This is a genomic window from Azospirillum sp. P4_B5, from assembly GCF_056402275.1.
This window is the reverse complement of the sequence record NZ_JBFUHT010000033.1, coordinates 126,609-140,953: the sequence shown is the minus strand read 5'-3', so window position 1 is coordinate 140,953 and position 14,345 is coordinate 126,609. Positions and strand designations below refer to the sequence as shown.

Sequence of the window (14,345 nt, the reverse complement as noted above, 5' to 3'; positions counted from 1 at the left end):
CGGAACGGAGGCGGCGATGCTTCTCGCGATGTCGGCGTGGATGCGCCTGATGCTTGGCGAGGCCGAGACGGCACCGGTGGACGGCACGTCCACCAGATGCCCCCTGCCGCCGGAGCGGGAGCGCATCCGGCAGGCGGTGCATGGGGCGGTGACCGCCCACCCGCTGCACCGCGATCTGGTGCACACCCACCGGCTGGGCGGCTGCCAGTATTACGCCTTCGCCGGGGCGATGCTGCTGGAGGCTCTGGGCCACGGGGAAACGGAGGTCGCGCTGGGCCGCGTGGCGTTCCGCAAGTCCGAGCCCCAGGGCCGGGGGCGCTGGCTCGGCTATCCGGCGGCGCCCGCCGACGTTCGTCCTCCCGACCCGGCGCAACGGCGGCAGCAAACGGAGTCCTTCCCCTTCCACGCCTGGATTCGCCTGACCGGCCCCGGCGGGCGGCGGATCCTCATCGACTTCGACCTGACCAACGTGCTGCGGGAGGTGCGGTGGCGCGAACCGCCCCATGCGGCGGGCCTGAGCCGTCGACCGCCGGCCTTCTGGGGAAGCGCCGCGGCGGCGCACCGGGCGGGCCTGCGGTTCGAGCCGCACCGCCGGCTGACCGCCGACGCGCTGCTGCCCGGCGACCGCCGGGTCTTCGCGGCCATCGCGGCGGACGCCCGCGCGCGGCTTAAAGACGTATAGCCCGGCGGTCAGCCGATCAGGCCGCCTTGCTCGTCTCCGCTCCAGCCGCAGCCCCGGCCCCCGCTGCCGTCCCCTGGCCGACCACCTTGGACAGGCCCAGCCCGAGGCCAAGGCCGGTGTGCTCGTTCTGATCCGTGCGGACCGGCTGGTCGCGCATGCGGCGGTTGTCCTTGTCCTCGCCGTCCGGACGGCGGCCGCGGGCGGGCCTGCCGGAGATGCTGTCGACCTCGTCCGGCGTCTCCAGCGCGTTCAGCGCCAGCACGTGGTAGATCGACAGCGGCGTGCCGTTCAGCGCCTTCTGCGGCATGCTGGGCACCTGGGTGGTGAAGCCGTCCGGCATGTCCTGCCGGCGCACCCGGTCGATGGCGGTCTGGGCCGGCGCGAAATCGGCGTTGGGCGTCTCCGCGAACTTCGTCGCGAAGCGGTCATAGATGTCCTTCAGGGACTTGGCCCGGCCGGTATCCTTGTCGAAGAACACCGCCTTGTTGGCCGACGCAGCATCCGGGAACAGCTCCTTGGCGGCGCGGTTTGGGTTGTCCCGCATGGCGTTCAGGAACTTCGAGGCCCCGCCCGCCCCGAGGAAATGCGCCATGTAGAGTTCGGTGGACCCGACCTTCCCTTTGACCGTGTCCTCCAGATACTCCTTGTTGTCGCGAGTGTATTCCGCGGCCATCAGGGCCGAGGCGTTGGGGTCCTTGCGCAGGTCGAGGATCTCGCGCTTCAGGTCGGGGTCGGTGACGTAGGGGCGCCCGTCGCCGCGCGTCTGGATTGCGTTGGCGTATTTGGCGTAGCCGTGGTCCGCCCCATGGTCGCGCATCGTCGCCAGCCACGTGCTGTCGATGAACTGATAGAGCCCGGTCGCCGAGGAGGAGGAGGACTTCACGTCCGTCCGGTACCCGCTCTCCACGGCAGCTTTTTCCATGAGGTAGGAAAAATCGACCCCGGTCTTGGCGCTGGCGTTGCGGACCGCCGCCTCGACATTTTCCGGCCCGCGGCTGGTCTTCGCGGCCTGGACGGCGGATTCGGCCTGACGGGCAAGGGCGGCGGCGATGGTCATGGGAGAAACCCCTGTGAGCGGTGCTGCCCCACTCTTGCAACCGGAATGCCAAGTCGGACGTCTCCTCCTGCGTCGCAGCCGCGCTGTTCGCACCGCAACCCAGATGCCAATATTCATGCCCGACGGCGAGGCTCGCCATGCACCATTCGGTACGGTATGGTGACGCGCACGTAAACCGCCCAAGACGCGTTCACGGACCATCGGGCACGCGCAATCGGGCACGCACAATCGGGTCACGGGAGGCCGCTCCATCCATGATTCCCTACACCGCTCCGGTCGATGACCTCCGCTTTGTCCTGAACGAGGTGGTCGGCCTCGAAACGGTCGCCGCGCTTCCGAACTGCGATTCGGCGGCTCCCGATCTGGTGGACGCCGTGCTGGAGGAAGCCGGCAAGTTCGCCTCGGGCGTTCTCGCCCCGCTGAACCGGGTCGGCGACAAGGAAGGCTCGGTGCTGGAGAACGGCGTGGTCCGCACGCCGACCGGCTGGAAGGACGCCTACAGCCAGTTCACCGAGAGCGGTTGGAACAGCCTGCCCTTCGAGCCGGAGTATGGCGGGCAGGGCCTGCCCTGGACCGTCGCCTTCGCGGTGAACGAGATGTGGCAAGCGTCCAACCTGTCCTTCGGCCTGTGCCCCCTGCTGACCCAGGGCGCGGTCGATCTGCTGACCGAACACGGCAGCGCGGAGCAGAAGGCGCTCTATCTGCCGAAGATGATCGCCGGCACGTGGAACGGCACCATGAACCTGACGGAGCCGCAGGCCGGCTCCGACCTCGCCGCCGTGCGCACCCGCGCGGTGCGGGCCGAGGACGGGACCTACCGCATCACCGGCCAGAAGATCTTCATCACCTACGGCGAGCATGACCTGACGGAGAACATCGTCCATCTGGTGCTGGCCCGCTTGCCCGACGCGCCCGCGGGCATCAAGGGCATCAGCCTGTTCATCGTGCCCAAGTTCCTGCCCAACGCGGACGGCACGCCGGGCGCGCGCAACGACCTGCGCTGCGCCAGCCTGGAGCACAAGCTGGGCATCATGGCCAGCCCCACCGCCGTGATGGCCTTCGGCGACGACGGCGGCGCCATCGGCTTCCTGGTCGGCCAGGAGAACCGCGGCATCGAATACATGTTCACCATGATGAACAACGCCCGCCTCGGCGTCGGCATCCAGGGCGTGGCCATCGCCGAGCGCGCCTACCAGCAGGCCCGCGACTACGCCAAGGGCCGCGTGCAGAGCAAGGATCTGGCCGACCCGAAGGGCTCCGGCGTCGCCATCATCCGCCACCCGGACGTGCGCCGGATGCTGCTGGACATGCGCGCCAAGACGGAGGCCGCCCGCGCATTGGCGCTCTACGCCGGCACCCAGCTCGACGTGTCCCGCCACCACGAGGACCCCGCGGTGCGCGCCGCCGCCACCGCCCGCGTGGACATCCTGACCCCCATCGTGAAGGCGTGGAGCACCGACATCGGCTGCGACGTCGCCTCGACCGGCGTGCAGATCCACGGCGGCATGGGCTTCATCGAGGAGACCGGCGCCGCGCAGCATTACCGCGACGCCCGCATCACCCCGATCTACGAGGGCACCAACGGCATCCACGCCAACGACCTGACCTTCCGCAAGACCGGCCGCGACGGCGGCGAGGCGGCCCGGACCTTCATCGCGGAGATGCGCGCCACGGTGGCGGAGCTGGAGAGCATCCCCGGCGACGACATGGAGGCGATCCGCACCAACCTGTCCGCCGGGCTGGACGCGCTGGAGCAGGCGGTGGCTTGGGTGGTGAAGACGCAGGCAGACGGCGACCTGCGCGCCGCCGCGGCGGGGGCCGTGAATTACCTGAAGCTGTGGGGCACGGTGGCCGGCGGCTGGATGCTCGCCCGCTCCGCCGCCAAGGCGCTGGAGGGGCTGCGCCAGCCCGGCGCCAACGCGCCCTTCCTGGAGGCGAAGCTGGTCACCGCGCGCTTCTACGCCGAGCAGATCCTGGCCCAGGGGCCGGGCCTGCTGCTGCCGATCCTGACCGCCCACCGCACGGTCATGGCGCTGAGCGAGGATCAGTTCTAAGCAAGCACACGCCCCATCACTGTGGCGTTATAGCCACAGCCAGCTGAAACGCGGCCGGCGCCCCACGCCGGCCGCAACCTTTGCGGTTGGTCCGCGTTCCCCGTTCGATCGAGACGTCTCAAGGGGAAACGCCGCATGCGCACCGCCGCCCTTCTCGCCTTCGCCCTCGCCGTTGCCGGAGCCTCCGCCGCGACCGCCCAGACCATGGATGGTCCGGTCGCGTCCCCCTTCCATGTCGGCGCGCAGGCCAGCACGCTTGGCCTGGGGCTGGAGGCCGGCTACCGGGTGAATCCGATGTTCGGGCTGCGCCTGGGCGGCAACATGTTCACCTTCAGCACCGACCGCGGCATTTCCGGCGTCGATTACGACCTGGACGTCAAGCTGCGCTCCTTCGGGGCGGTGCTGGACGTCTATCCCGTCGCCGGAACCGGCTTCCGCATCAGCGGCGGCGCACGGATCAACTACAACAAGGCCGACCTGACCGGCACCCTGTCCGGCCCGCGCAGCTTCGGCGGGGTGGTGGTCACGCCGCAGCAGGCTGGGGAACTGACCGGCAAGGCGACCTTCGACCGCGTCGCCCCCTATGCCGGCGTCGGCTACAACGGCACGGTGTTCAGCCCGAACTTCAGCGTCGGCGTGGATCTCGGCGTGCTGTTCCAGGGCAAGCCGCGGGTCAGCCTGAGCGCCCCCGGCGTGGCGACCACGCCGGCCATCGCCGCCGTTCTGGAGGACCAGCGCCGCGAGGTCGAGGATTCGATCCGCGCCGCCCGCTTCTGGCCGGTCGTCGCCATCACCGCCTCCTACCGCTTTTGAGGAAGGCTCCCCTTTTGATGGAGGGAGGGCACCAAACGCCTCCGTGAACCGTTAAGCCTCCATGGATCAACTGTGGAGACCAGTTCATGGCTCGTCGTAATGGGATTCGCACCGCCGTCCTTGCCCTGCCGCTCCTGGCCCTGCCGCTGCTTGCCGCCTGCGACGACCAGCAGTCGGCGGAGAGGACCGGCCAGGAGATCGGGCGCGCGGTGGACCAGACCGCGGAGCGCGTGGGCGAGGCCACCAAGGGCATCGGCGCCGAGGCCGGCCGCATGATGCAGGACGCCGGCGCGGCCATCCAGCAGAAGGCCCGCGACGCCAAGGACGACGTCAACCGGGAGACCGCTCCCGAGAAGCCCTGAGGGAAGCTCTGAGGCGCCCTTACGCCTCAACCGGCCCGCGCAGCGTCCGCCACAGGCAGATCGCGGCGTAATAGGCGCTGCTGGCCAGCCAGACATACCAGACGGCGTCGGGGCGGTCCGGATAGAGGACCACCAGCGCCGCGCTGGAGGCGAGCCATGCTCCGCTGACCAGAAGATTCAGGCGCATCCAGCGGCGCACCCGGAAGGGATGCAGGAACTTGACCGTCGTGAAGGTCAGCAGACCGAGGACCAGCACCACGGCGGTGTTGATCCACGGGTGGAGCGCCAGAATCCACAGATAGAGCGCGACCACGTTCCAGATCGCCGGAAAACCGACGAAGTAGTTGTCGCCGCTCTTCATTCCGGTGTTCGAGAAGCAGTAGAGCGACGTCATCATGATGAAGGCGGCCAGCGCCACGCCCAGCCCGTCGGGCAGCAGGCCGAAGCGGTACAGAAAGACCGCCGGGACGACGACGTAGGTCAGATAGTCGATCACGAGGTCGAGCGCCGACCCGTCGATGCCCGGCAGCACCTCTTTCACCGAGGCGCGGCGGGCCAGCGTGCCGTCCACCCCGTCGACGACCAGCGCCAGCCCCAGCCAGCCCAGGCACGCCTTGGCCTCGCCGTTGACCGCGGCGAGCAGCGCCAGCAACCCCAGCACGACGCCGCTGCCGGTGAAGGCGTGCACCCCCCAGGCCGACAGCCGCCGCCCGATCCCGTAACCGCTGTCGCTGTCGTCCTTGAACCGGCTGTCCACTGAGCGCCTCATCGTCCCGTTGGCGCCAACCTAGCCATACGCCGCGAAAAGTCCAAGCGGGTCGGTGTTGGAGATTGTCCCGCACCGCGGGGGCACCCCTCTCCCGGGACGGGAGAGGGGACCCGCTCCCTACTCCGCAGCGCGCGCCGCAGCACCCGGCAAGCGGTCCGGACCGGCGAAGGCCGGGCTGTCCCGCAGGGCGTCGGGCTTCGGGCCGCCGGTCGCCCAATCCAGCAACTCGACCGTGTGGACGACGGGCAGCCCGGTGCCGGTGGCGATCTGGGTGATGCAACCGAGATTGCCGGCGGCGATGGCGGCGGCCTTCGTGCTCTCGATGTTGCGGACCTTGCGGTCGCGCAACTGCATGGCGATCTCCGGCTGGAGCATGTTGTAGGTGCCGGCGGAGCCGCAGCAGATGTGCGCCTCCGGGATCTCCTTCACCTGAAAGCCGGCGCTGCGCAGCAGATGGCGCGGCTGATCCTTGATGCGCTGGCCGTGCTGCATCGAACAGGCGGAGTGGTAGGCGACGGCTTGCCCGGTCTCGATCACCGGAGCGGGCAGGCCGATCTCCGCCTGGAACTCCGTCACGTCGCGGGCGATGGCCGCCACGCGCAGCGCCTTGGCCGCATACTCCGCGTCCTCGCGGAACTGGAAGGCGTAATCCTTCACCGTGGTGCCGCAGCCCGAGGTGTTGACGATGATGGCGTCCAGCCCCTCCCCGTCCATCTCGGCGATCCAGGCGTCGATGGTCTTCCGCGCCGCGGCGTCGCTGAGGTCGGTCTTGCCCATGTGATGGGTCAGGGCGCCGCAGCAGTCGGCTCCCTTGGCCACCACCACCTCGACCCCCTGGCGGTTCAGCAGGCGGATGGTCGCCTCGTTGATCTGCGGGGCCAGCACCTGCTGGGCGCAGCCGACCAGCAAAGCGGCGCGCTTGCGGCGCGGTCCCACCGCAGCATGGCTGCCCGGACGGTCGCTGTGGCTCGGCCCCGGCACCGATTTCGGGGCCAGCGCCAGCAGCGCGCCCAGCCGTCCCGGCAGCAGCCCGGCGAAGGGCTTGCCGAACCAGGCGGCGATCAGGGCCAGACGGAACAGCCGCGGGTTGGGCAGCACGCGGGCCAGCAGGTCGCGGATGGCACGGTCGGCGGTCGGGCGGGCGTGGGTCGCCTCGATATGGGCGCGGGCGTGATCGACCAGATGCATGTAGTTGACGCCCGATGGGCAGGTCGTCATGCAGGACAGGCAGGAGAGGCAGCGGTCGATGTGCTTGACCTGATGCTCGGTGGGCGGCCCGCCCTTCTCCAGCATGTCCTTGATCTGGTAGATGCGGCCGCGCGGGCTGTCCAACTCGTCGCCCAGCAGGACGTAGGTCGGACAGGTCGCCGTGCAGAAGCCGCAATGGACGCACTTGCGCAGGATCGCTTCCGAGTCCCGGTAATCGGCGTTGGCGAGTTGGGTGAGCGTGAAGTTGGTCTGCATGGATGCCTTACACTCCCGCGTACATGCGGCCGGGGTTCAGGATGCCGCAGGGGTCGAAGCTCTCCTTCACCCGGCGGCTCAGCGCCATCACCGGGTCGGGCAGCGGATGGAACACCTCCGCCGTGATCCGCACGTCCTCGGGCGCGCGCACCAGCGTCGCATGGCCGGCGGTGCCCAGCGCGCCGCGGACCGCGGAGGCGGCATCGGGCGTCGGCGCCACCGCCGCCCAGATCAGCCCGCCGCCCCAATCGAAGTACAGCTCCGCGTCCAGCGCCCAGCGGATCGACTCCGCCACGCGCGGCCCTTCGGAGGGCTGGACGGAGATTTTCCAGACGTGGCGGGAGTCGTCGCCCCCMCCCCGGCCCTCCCCCGCTGACGCAGGGGAGGAAGTGGGGCGGAAATACGCCACGTCCCGAACCTCCCTCCACACCGCCCACGATTCGTCGCGGTCCAGCACGGCGTCGGCGCCAAGTTCCTCCGTCAGCGCGGCGACGCGCGCGGTGACGGACGGGCCGAAACCTTCCACCCGCACCAGCGTGACCGCCCCGCCCACCGCGGCGACCGCCCGCACATGGGAGCGCGCCGCCACCGCGGCCGGTAGATGGGCGGCACCGGACACGTCGTAGGGGCTCTGCAGCGCCGCGGTCAGCGCCGCGATGGCCCCGACGTCCTCGCGACCGGCCAGCAGCAGCGTCCGGACGTCCTCCGGCGCCGGCAGCACCTTCACCGTCAACTCCGTCAGCACGGTCAGCGTGCCATAGGAGCCGGCCATCAGCTTGGGCACGTCGTAGCCGGTGACGTTCTTCACCACCTTGCCGCCGCCCTTGTAGAGGTCGCCGCGCCCGTTCACCCCCTCGATGCCCAGCGTGTGGTCGCGGGCGGAGCCGGCGCTGATGCGCCGTGGCCCGGCCAGCCCGCTGGCGACCACCCCGCCCAGCGTTCCCCGCCCTTCCGGCCGCCCGAACAGCGGCCCGAGGTCCTGCGGTTCGAAGGCGAGTTGCTGCCGGCGCTCCGCCAGCATCGGCAGGATCTCGGCCATCGGCGTGCCGGCCTTTGCGGTCAGCACCAGTTCCTCCGCCTCGTAGGCGACGACCCCGGACAGGCCGGACAGGTCGAGCGTGCAGGCGGTCTGGATCGGGCGCCCGAGGCCGCGCTTGGACCCCGAACCGGCGACGTCCAGCGGCGTCCCCTCCGATAAGGCCCAGCGCACCGCGTCGGCGGCCTGGACCGCCGAGTCGGGCTTGACGGTGGTCACGGTCATAAAGGCTCCCTCAGAAGCGGGGAATGTCCGGGAAGCGCAGCTCCCCCTTGTGGATGTGCACGCGGCCCAGCTCGGCGCAGCGGTGCAGCTTGGGGAAGACCTTGCCCGGGTTCAGCAGCCCGTCGGGGTCGAAGGCGCATTTGATGCGCTGCTGCTGGTCGAGATCGACCTCGTCGAACTGGTCGGTCATCAGGTCGCGCTTCTCCACCCCCACGCCATGCTCGCCGGTCAGCACGCCGCCGACCTCGACGCACAGGCGCAGGATGTCGTTGCCGAAGGCCTCCGCCCGCTCCAGCTCGCCCGGCTTGTTGGCGTCGTAGAGGATCAGCGGGTGCAGGTTGCCGTCCCCAGCATGGAAGACGTTGGCGACCCGCAGGGCGTAGCGGTCCGACATCTCCTGCATGCGGTGCAGCACCAGGGGCAGCGCCTTGCGTGGGATGGTGCCGTCCATGCAGTAGTAGTCGGGGCTGATGCGCCCCACCGCCGGGAAGGCCGCCTTGCGCCCGGCCCAGAAGGACAGCCGCTCCTCCTCCGAGGTCGAGACCCGGGAGTAGCAGCAGCCCTTGGACCGCGCGATCTCAGCCACCCGGTCGATCAGGTGGTCGACCTCCGCCGCCGGGCCGTCCAACTCGACGATCAGCAGGGCTTCGACGTCCAGCGGGTAGCCGGCGTGGACGAAATCCTCCGCCGCGTGGATGGCCGGCTTGTCCATCATCTCCATGCCGCCGGGGATGATCCCCGCGGCGATGATGGCGGCCACGCAGTCGCCGCCCTGCTCGCTGGTCGGGAAGCCGATCAGAACGGCGCGGGCGGTGGCCGGCTTCTTCAGAATGCGCACCGTGACCTCGGTCACCACCCCGAGCAGCCCCTCGGAACCGGTGACCACGCCCATCAGGTCGTAGCCGCCGGCGTCGAGATGCTTGCCGCCCAGCCGCAGGACGGTGCCGTCCATCAGCACCATCTCCAGCCCCAGCACGTTGTTGGTGGTCAGCCCATATTTCAGGCAATGCACCCCGCCGGAATTCTCGGCGATGTTGCCGCCGATGGTGCAGGCGATCTGGCTGGAGGGATCGGGCGCGTAATAGAAGCCCTCATGCGCCACCGCGTTGGAGATGCCGAGGTTGGTCACCCCCGGCTGGGTCACCACGCAGCGGTTGGCGAAGTCGATGTCGAGGATGCGGTTGAACTTGCCCATCCCCAGCAGCACGCCGTCGGCCAGCGGCAGGGCTCCGCCCGACAGGGAGGTGCCGGCGCCGCGCGGCACCACCTTCACCCCCATTTCCTTGCAGGTCCTGAGCACCCGGCTCACCTGCTCCGTCGTGCTGGGCAGCACCACGACCATGGGGAGTTGGCGGTAAGCGGTCAGCCCGTCGCATTCATAGGCGCGCAGTTCGCTTTCGTCGGCGATCACCCCCTCGCCGGGCACGATGGCCCGCAGCGCTGCGATGATCTCGCGGCGGCGCGCGATGACGCCATTGTCGGGCGCGGGCATCCGCATGGCCGGCCGTCCTCCCCCAGGTTCCGTCGCCCGGATTGTTCCCGCGGCGTTCCGTTCCACAGGTAACATCGAAGCGGTCCCGGCACCAGTCCCCGATCGTCCAAACGCTCCGCCGCCGTCAGGCCGGGGCCGGAACCTTCTGAAGCATCGACAGAAGATGAAAGCCGCGCCATTCCTGGGAAATCACCCGGAAGGCCCCGCGGAAGCCATAGTTGGCCGCCCAGCGGTGCTGATTGTCGAAGTAGAGAGCGAAGGTGTTCTCGGTGATGATGTTGACGTGGGTGGGGTCCTGGAATGCCTCGGCGTGCGGATAGGCGGGGGTTTGGGAGTAGAAGAGCCCGTCCGGCTTCAGGACGCGATGGATCTCGTCCATCAGCGCGATGAAGCTGTAGCGGCGGTGCGGCGCGTAGACGATTCGCGGAACATGCTCGATCACGTCGAAGGCGGTGACGTAGTCGAAATAGCCGTCCTCGAAGGGAAGCGCATCCACGGCCAGATCCGCCGTCCGGATGTGCGATGCGGGGTGATCCTCAACATCGAGTCCGAACAGCTCGCTCGCAGAAAAGGGGTTTTTCGGGTTGGGTCCGCAACCCAGGTCCAAACTTTTGGTCATCAAACAACTCCGGATCGCACAGGCGACCTGAAACTGTCCGGAATTGATGCCGCTTTCAACCGAAACAAATGCCAGGCACGCAAAACGCGACGCCGCGCCGTCCCAAGGGAACGGCGCGGCGTCGCGTTCAACAACACAGCACTCGTCGGCCGGGCGGACCCGGCCGCCGGTCTCAGCCCTGGCGGGCCTTGAAGCGCGGGTTCTGCTTGTTGATGACGTAGACGCGGCCCTTGCGGCGGATCACGCGGCAGGCCTTGTGGCGCGTCTTCATCGACTTGAGAGAGTTAACGATCTTCATAGTTCTTCATCCTGGTCGGTCGGCGGCTCGATCGAAGGCGCGCACCATAGTGCGGCGCACCCCCGCTGTCAACGGCCCCCGTCGTGGTTGCGTTTCCCGCAGGATGCGGCCGTTTCGACGCTACTCCGCCGGTTTCAGCGCGTAGAAACGACACACCCGCATCCCCGCCTCGATGGCGGACACGCGGCGGACCCACAGCTCAACCTCGTCCATCACGGCGAGCTTGGTCTCGTGATCCAGATGATGGCGTTCCAAATGCTCGACCAGCCCCTGGATGGCGCTCACGATCAGGCCGCGGTGGGTGTCGGTGATGTCCTCGGCGATTCGCAGGTCCAGATTCCGCTGGGCGAAGGCGGCGGCCATCTGGTCCTTGGACCACAAATGTGGCTGCATCGGCTCCTTGTCGCACCAGACCTGCACGGCCTTGGCCCCGGCCAGCGCCGGCTCGATCACGTAATCGGTCATCAGCAGATGGCCGCGCGGCTTCAGCGCCAGTTCCATCCCGTCGAACAGCTGGTCCTTGCCGCGGACGGAGAACATCCCCTCCTTGTAGACGATGGCGTCCACGCGCTTGGGATAACTGAAATTCTCCGGATCGTAGGTTTCGATCGGGGCCTTCTTCTCCAGCCCCTCCTTGAAGGAGCGGATCATCCCCTCCTTCGCCAGAAGCTCCGACGCCTCCAAACCGGTGACCCAGCAGCCGTACTTGCTCGCCATGGTGCGGCTGGTGCCGCCCAGGCCGGCGGACAGGTCCAGCACGCTCATCGCCGGGTTCAGGCCGAGCGGCTTCACCAGATAGGGGATGTGGTCGTGGCCGCCCGGCGTGTTGAAGCCCTCGCCCCACAGCTTCTCCGCCACCTCGATCCGGTTGGCGCTCCACAGCGGCTTGCCCCAGCGGTTCACGCCGGGGCCATGCCCCCGGACGGCGGGCTGGGCCGGAGCGGCGCCGGCCTGCGGCCGGCCGTCCTCCTCCCCGCCCCTGCCCTTCAGGCCGGAGAGGTCGTAGCCCTCCCACCAAGCGTAAAGGCGGGTCTTGAGCGTGATGCGGGGACCGCCCGCGTGATCGTTGCCGCTGCTATCGCTCATCGCCTTCGCGCCTGCCCCGTTGCCTGGACCGCCGGACGACCGGTTCGTTCGCGCGGCGGACATGGCCTTTCCGCGATGCGAACGAATTCATTCCGACTTTCACAGTATCCGGGCGCTCCGTTCGTGCAAGCGCAAAATCCGGCGTCACATTACCGCAACGCCTTCTCCATATGCGGGTCGTCCATGGCGGCGACCCGCGTCCCGGCGGCGCGCAGCACCGCGGTGCAGGCGGGCGGCATGCTGACGTAGCGCGGCTGCGGCTTGCCGTTGTGCCTCTCCACCACCGGGTAGACGGAGCCGAGCCAGGATGCGACCTCGTCGCCGCAGCCGTCGCCGTCCGGAATGTCGCGCTGGTCCTCGCACTGCGGGCTTCCCGCCGGGCAGCCCAGCCGGATGTGCATGTGCCCGTCATGGCCGTGCCAGGGCCGCAGCTTGCGCAGGAAGGCGCGGTCCGGCCAGGAATGGCGGCACATGGCGAGCTTGATCGCCGGGTTGACGAAGATTCGCGTGACCCGCGGATCGCTCGCGGCGATGCGGACGAGCTGGGCCTGCCGCTCCGACCAGTCCTCGGTGACGCGGACGCGCCCGTAATCGACGTACTTGATCTCGGCCAGGCTTTCCCGCGCGTTGCGGCCCATCGGCGGGTGGTCGAGGCGCAGCCAGACGTCGGCGTCCAGCCCGATCTGGTGGCTGGCGTGGCCGAAGCTCATCGGCCCGCCGCGCGCCTGCCCCATGTCGCCGATCAGCGCGGTCCCCAGCCCCGCCGCCGCGACCTTCCGACCGAAGCCCTTCAGATAGTCGATCAGTTCCGGATGGCCGTAATAGCGTTGGCGGGACATCCGGATCACCTGATAGCCGGTGCCTTCCCCCGGCAGGGCCTGCGCCCCCGTGATGCAGCCCGCGGCGTAGCCGCCGATGGACTGGGCCGGCCCCAGGGCGGGACCGCTCACCTGACTCCAGGCGATGGAATTGGGAGCCGGCGGTGCAGGCTTCTTCTTCTTGGACGATCCGGCCTCGGCCGGTCCGGCGAGAGCGGCGGCGATCAGGGCCGCCGCAAGAATCCCGATCGTCGGGCCAATCGCCAAGCGCCCCATCATCTTCCCCCACGGACCGCCAATCGGGAAAGATTAGAGCCAATGTTCCTTAACGAAACGTGAGGCTCACGCCCATGTCACAACCGATTTCGACTTGGCGGGAAGGATGAAGGGCCACAGCCATCGCCCGTTTACTGCTCAGTCCAAGGTCTGCCGGTAGCGTTTCAGCGCGACGACGGTGACCACCGCCAGGAAGAGCAACAGCGCCGCCACCTCCCCCGCGATCTCCGCCGGACCGTTGCCTTTCAGGAGGATGCCGCGGACGATGCGCAGGAAATGGGTCAGCGGCAGGATCTCCCCCACCGCCTGCGCCCAGCCGGGCATGCCGCGGAAGGGAAACATGAAGCCGGACAGAAGCATCGACGGCAGGAAGAAGAAGAAGGACATCTGCATCGCCTGGAGCTGGTTCTTCGCCACGGTGGAGAAGGTGAAGCCCACCGCCAGATTGGCGGCGATGAACAGCACCAGCACGGCGGACAGCAGCGCCAGACTGCCGACGATGGGCACCCCGAACAGCAGCCGGGCAGCCAGGACGATGATGACGACCTGGATGTAGCCGACCAGGATGAAGGGCACGATCTTGCCCAGCATCACCTCGAACGGGCGGACCGGCATGGCCAGCAGATTCTCCATCGTTCCGCGCTCCCGCTCGCGGGTGACGGCCAGCGCGGTCATCATCACCATGGTCATGGTCAGGACCACGCCCATCAGGCCGGGCACCACGTTGTACTGGGTGATGCCCTCCGGGTTGTAGCGGCGGTGGACCCGCAGTTCGACCGGGTCGGGGGTGGAGCGCAGAGGGGCCAGCGGGCCGGTCAGATCGGGGTCCAGCGCCTGCCGCGCGAGGGTGGACAGGGCGGCCAGCGCGTTGCTGGTCGCCGCCGGGTCGGTCGCGTCGGCCTCGACCAGCAGAACCGGCCGCTCGCCCCGCTGCAGGTCGCGGGCGAAGCCGGCGGGGATGGTGACGGCGAACTGCACCCGCCCCTCCGCCAGCAGGCGGTCCAGCTCCGCCGGGCTGTCGGCGCCGCGGGCCACGTCGAAATAGCCGGAGTTCGCCATGGCCGACACCAGCGTGCGCGCGAAGGGGCTGGAGTCGGCGGCGTGGACGGCGGTCGGCAGGCTTTTCGGGTCGGAGTTGATGGCGAAGCCGAACAGCACGAGCTGGAGCACCGGCACCCCCACCATCATGGCGAAGGTCAGCCGATCGCGCCGCATCTGGATGAACTCCTTCACCATCACCGCGACGAAGCGCGCAAAGGAAAACCGCGCCATGACACCCCTCCCCAGCCGTGCA

Annotated in this window: 14 protein-coding genes; 4 read left to right on the top strand and 10 right to left on the bottom strand. The window is 69.0% G+C overall.

Translation table 11 applies throughout. The features are described 5' to 3' along the window. Positions 1–16 precede the first annotated feature (16 nt). Positions 17–682 (top strand): hypothetical protein, encoded by a 666-nt coding sequence (locus tag AC1DVI_RS22990; protein WP_476959933.1) that lies wholly within the window; start codon positions 17–19, stop codon positions 680–682. Between the two features lie 16 nt (positions 683–698). Here AC1DVI_RS22990 and AC1DVI_RS22985 read toward each other — a convergent pair whose 3' ends face one another. Next, positions 699–1,739 (bottom strand): lysozyme family protein, encoded by a 1,041-nt coding sequence (locus AC1DVI_RS22985; RefSeq protein WP_476959932.1) that lies wholly within the window; start codon positions 1,737–1,739, stop codon positions 699–701. A 254-nt stretch (positions 1,740–1,993) separates the two neighbouring features. Here AC1DVI_RS22985 and AC1DVI_RS22980 point away from each other — a divergent pair, with 254 nt between their 5' ends. The 3 genes from AC1DVI_RS22980 (at position 1,994) to AC1DVI_RS22970 (ending at position 4,968) form a co-directional block, all read left to right on the top strand. Next, positions 1,994–3,793 (top strand): acyl-CoA dehydrogenase, encoded by a 1,800-nt coding sequence (locus AC1DVI_RS22980; protein WP_476959931.1) that lies wholly within the window; start codon positions 1,994–1,996, stop codon positions 3,791–3,793. Between the two features lie 135 nt (positions 3,794–3,928). After that, positions 3,929–4,606 carry a hypothetical protein gene (locus AC1DVI_RS22975; protein ID WP_476959930.1) on the top strand — a complete coding sequence of 226 codons (678 nt, stop codon included), beginning with the start codon at positions 3,929–3,931 and terminating at the stop codon, positions 4,604–4,606. An 86-nt stretch (positions 4,607–4,692) separates the two neighbouring features. After that, positions 4,693–4,968: a hypothetical protein gene (locus AC1DVI_RS22970; protein WP_476959929.1), complete on the top strand. Its 276-nt coding sequence runs from the start codon at positions 4,693–4,695 to the stop codon at positions 4,966–4,968. A gap of 19 nt (positions 4,969–4,987) precedes the next feature. On the opposite strand, the gene pcsA is transcribed toward AC1DVI_RS22970, so the two are convergent. From pcsA to AC1DVI_RS22925, 9 genes are all read right to left on the bottom strand, one after another. Continuing rightward, positions 4,988–5,725, bottom strand: coding sequence for a phosphatidylcholine synthase (pcsA, locus tag AC1DVI_RS22965; RefSeq protein ID WP_476959928.1), 738 nt, complete (start codon positions 5,723–5,725; stop codon positions 4,988–4,990). Between the two features lie 129 nt (positions 5,726–5,854). Next, positions 5,855–7,201 (bottom strand): glycolate oxidase subunit GlcF, encoded by a 1,347-nt coding sequence (glcF, locus tag AC1DVI_RS22960; protein ID WP_476959927.1) that lies wholly within the window; start codon positions 7,199–7,201, stop codon positions 5,855–5,857. 7 nt (positions 7,202–7,208) lie between these two features. Further along, positions 7,209–8,462, bottom strand: coding sequence for a glycolate oxidase subunit GlcE (gene glcE, locus AC1DVI_RS22955; protein ID WP_476959926.1), 1,254 nt, complete (start codon positions 8,460–8,462; stop codon positions 7,209–7,211). Between the two features lie 10 nt (positions 8,463–8,472). Then, entirely contained in the window at positions 8,473–9,960 is a 1,488-nt protein-coding gene (locus AC1DVI_RS22950; RefSeq protein ID WP_476959925.1) for an FAD-linked oxidase C-terminal domain-containing protein, read from the bottom strand. Positions 9,961–10,078: 118 nt separating this feature from the next. Beyond that, positions 10,079–10,573, bottom strand: a complete 495-nt coding sequence (locus AC1DVI_RS22945; RefSeq protein WP_476959924.1) for a methyltransferase domain-containing protein — start codon at positions 10,571–10,573, stop codon at positions 10,079–10,081. Between the two features lie 172 nt (positions 10,574–10,745). Beyond that, on the bottom strand, positions 10,746–10,871 hold the full coding sequence (gene ykgO, locus AC1DVI_RS22940; protein WP_012973122.1) for a type B 50S ribosomal protein L36: 126 nt from the start codon (positions 10,869–10,871) through the stop codon (positions 10,746–10,748). Positions 10,872–10,991: 120 nt separating this feature from the next. Continuing rightward, positions 10,992–11,957, bottom strand: coding sequence for an SAM-dependent methyltransferase (locus AC1DVI_RS22935; protein ID WP_476959923.1), 966 nt, complete (start codon positions 11,955–11,957; stop codon positions 10,992–10,994). 149 nt (positions 11,958–12,106) lie between these two features. Next, entirely contained in the window at positions 12,107–13,051 is a 945-nt protein-coding gene (mepA, locus tag AC1DVI_RS22930) for a penicillin-insensitive murein endopeptidase (protein WP_476959922.1), read from the bottom strand. A gap of 138 nt (positions 13,052–13,189) precedes the next feature. After that, positions 13,190–14,323: an ABC transporter permease gene (locus AC1DVI_RS22925; RefSeq protein WP_476959921.1), complete on the bottom strand. Its 1,134-nt coding sequence runs from the start codon at positions 14,321–14,323 to the stop codon at positions 13,190–13,192. Between the last annotated feature and the right edge of the window lie 22 nt (positions 14,324–14,345).

Bases quoted from the DNA above. Each gene is read 5' to 3' on its own strand.
- glcF (WP_476959927.1), bottom strand. From the start codon at position 7,201: ATGCAGACCAACTTCACGCTCACCCAACTCGCCAACGCCGATTACCGG.
- AC1DVI_RS22970 (WP_476959929.1), top strand. From the start codon at position 4,693: ATGGCTCGTCGTAATGGGATTCGCACCGCCGTCCTTGCCCTGCCGCTC.
- AC1DVI_RS22950 (WP_476959925.1), bottom strand. From the start codon at position 9,960: ATGCGGATGCCCGCGCCCGACAATGGCGTCATCGCGCGCCGCCGCGAG.
- AC1DVI_RS22935 (WP_476959923.1), bottom strand. From the start codon at position 11,957: ATGAGCGATAGCAGCGGCAACGATCACGCGGGCGGTCCCCGCATCACG.
- ykgO (WP_012973122.1), bottom strand. From the start codon at position 10,871: ATGAAGATCGTTAACTCTCTCAAGTCGATGAAGACGCGCCACAAGGCC.
- AC1DVI_RS22975 (WP_476959930.1), top strand. From the start codon at position 3,929: ATGCGCACCGCCGCCCTTCTCGCCTTCGCCCTCGCCGTTGCCGGAGCC.
- AC1DVI_RS22980 (WP_476959931.1), top strand. From the start codon at position 1,994: ATGATTCCCTACACCGCTCCGGTCGATGACCTCCGCTTTGTCCTGAAC.
- AC1DVI_RS22945 (WP_476959924.1), bottom strand. From the start codon at position 10,573: ATGACCAAAAGTTTGGACCTGGGTTGCGGACCCAACCCGAAAAACCCC.
- AC1DVI_RS22990 (WP_476959933.1), top strand. From the start codon at position 17: ATGCTTCTCGCGATGTCGGCGTGGATGCGCCTGATGCTTGGCGAGGCC.
- AC1DVI_RS22925 (WP_476959921.1), bottom strand. From the start codon at position 14,323: ATGGCGCGGTTTTCCTTTGCGCGCTTCGTCGCGGTGATGGTGAAGGAG.
- AC1DVI_RS22985 (WP_476959932.1), bottom strand. From the start codon at position 1,739: ATGACCATCGCCGCCGCCCTTGCCCGTCAGGCCGAATCCGCCGTCCAG.
- mepA (WP_476959922.1), bottom strand. From the start codon at position 13,051: ATGGGGCGCTTGGCGATTGGCCCGACGATCGGGATTCTTGCGGCGGCC.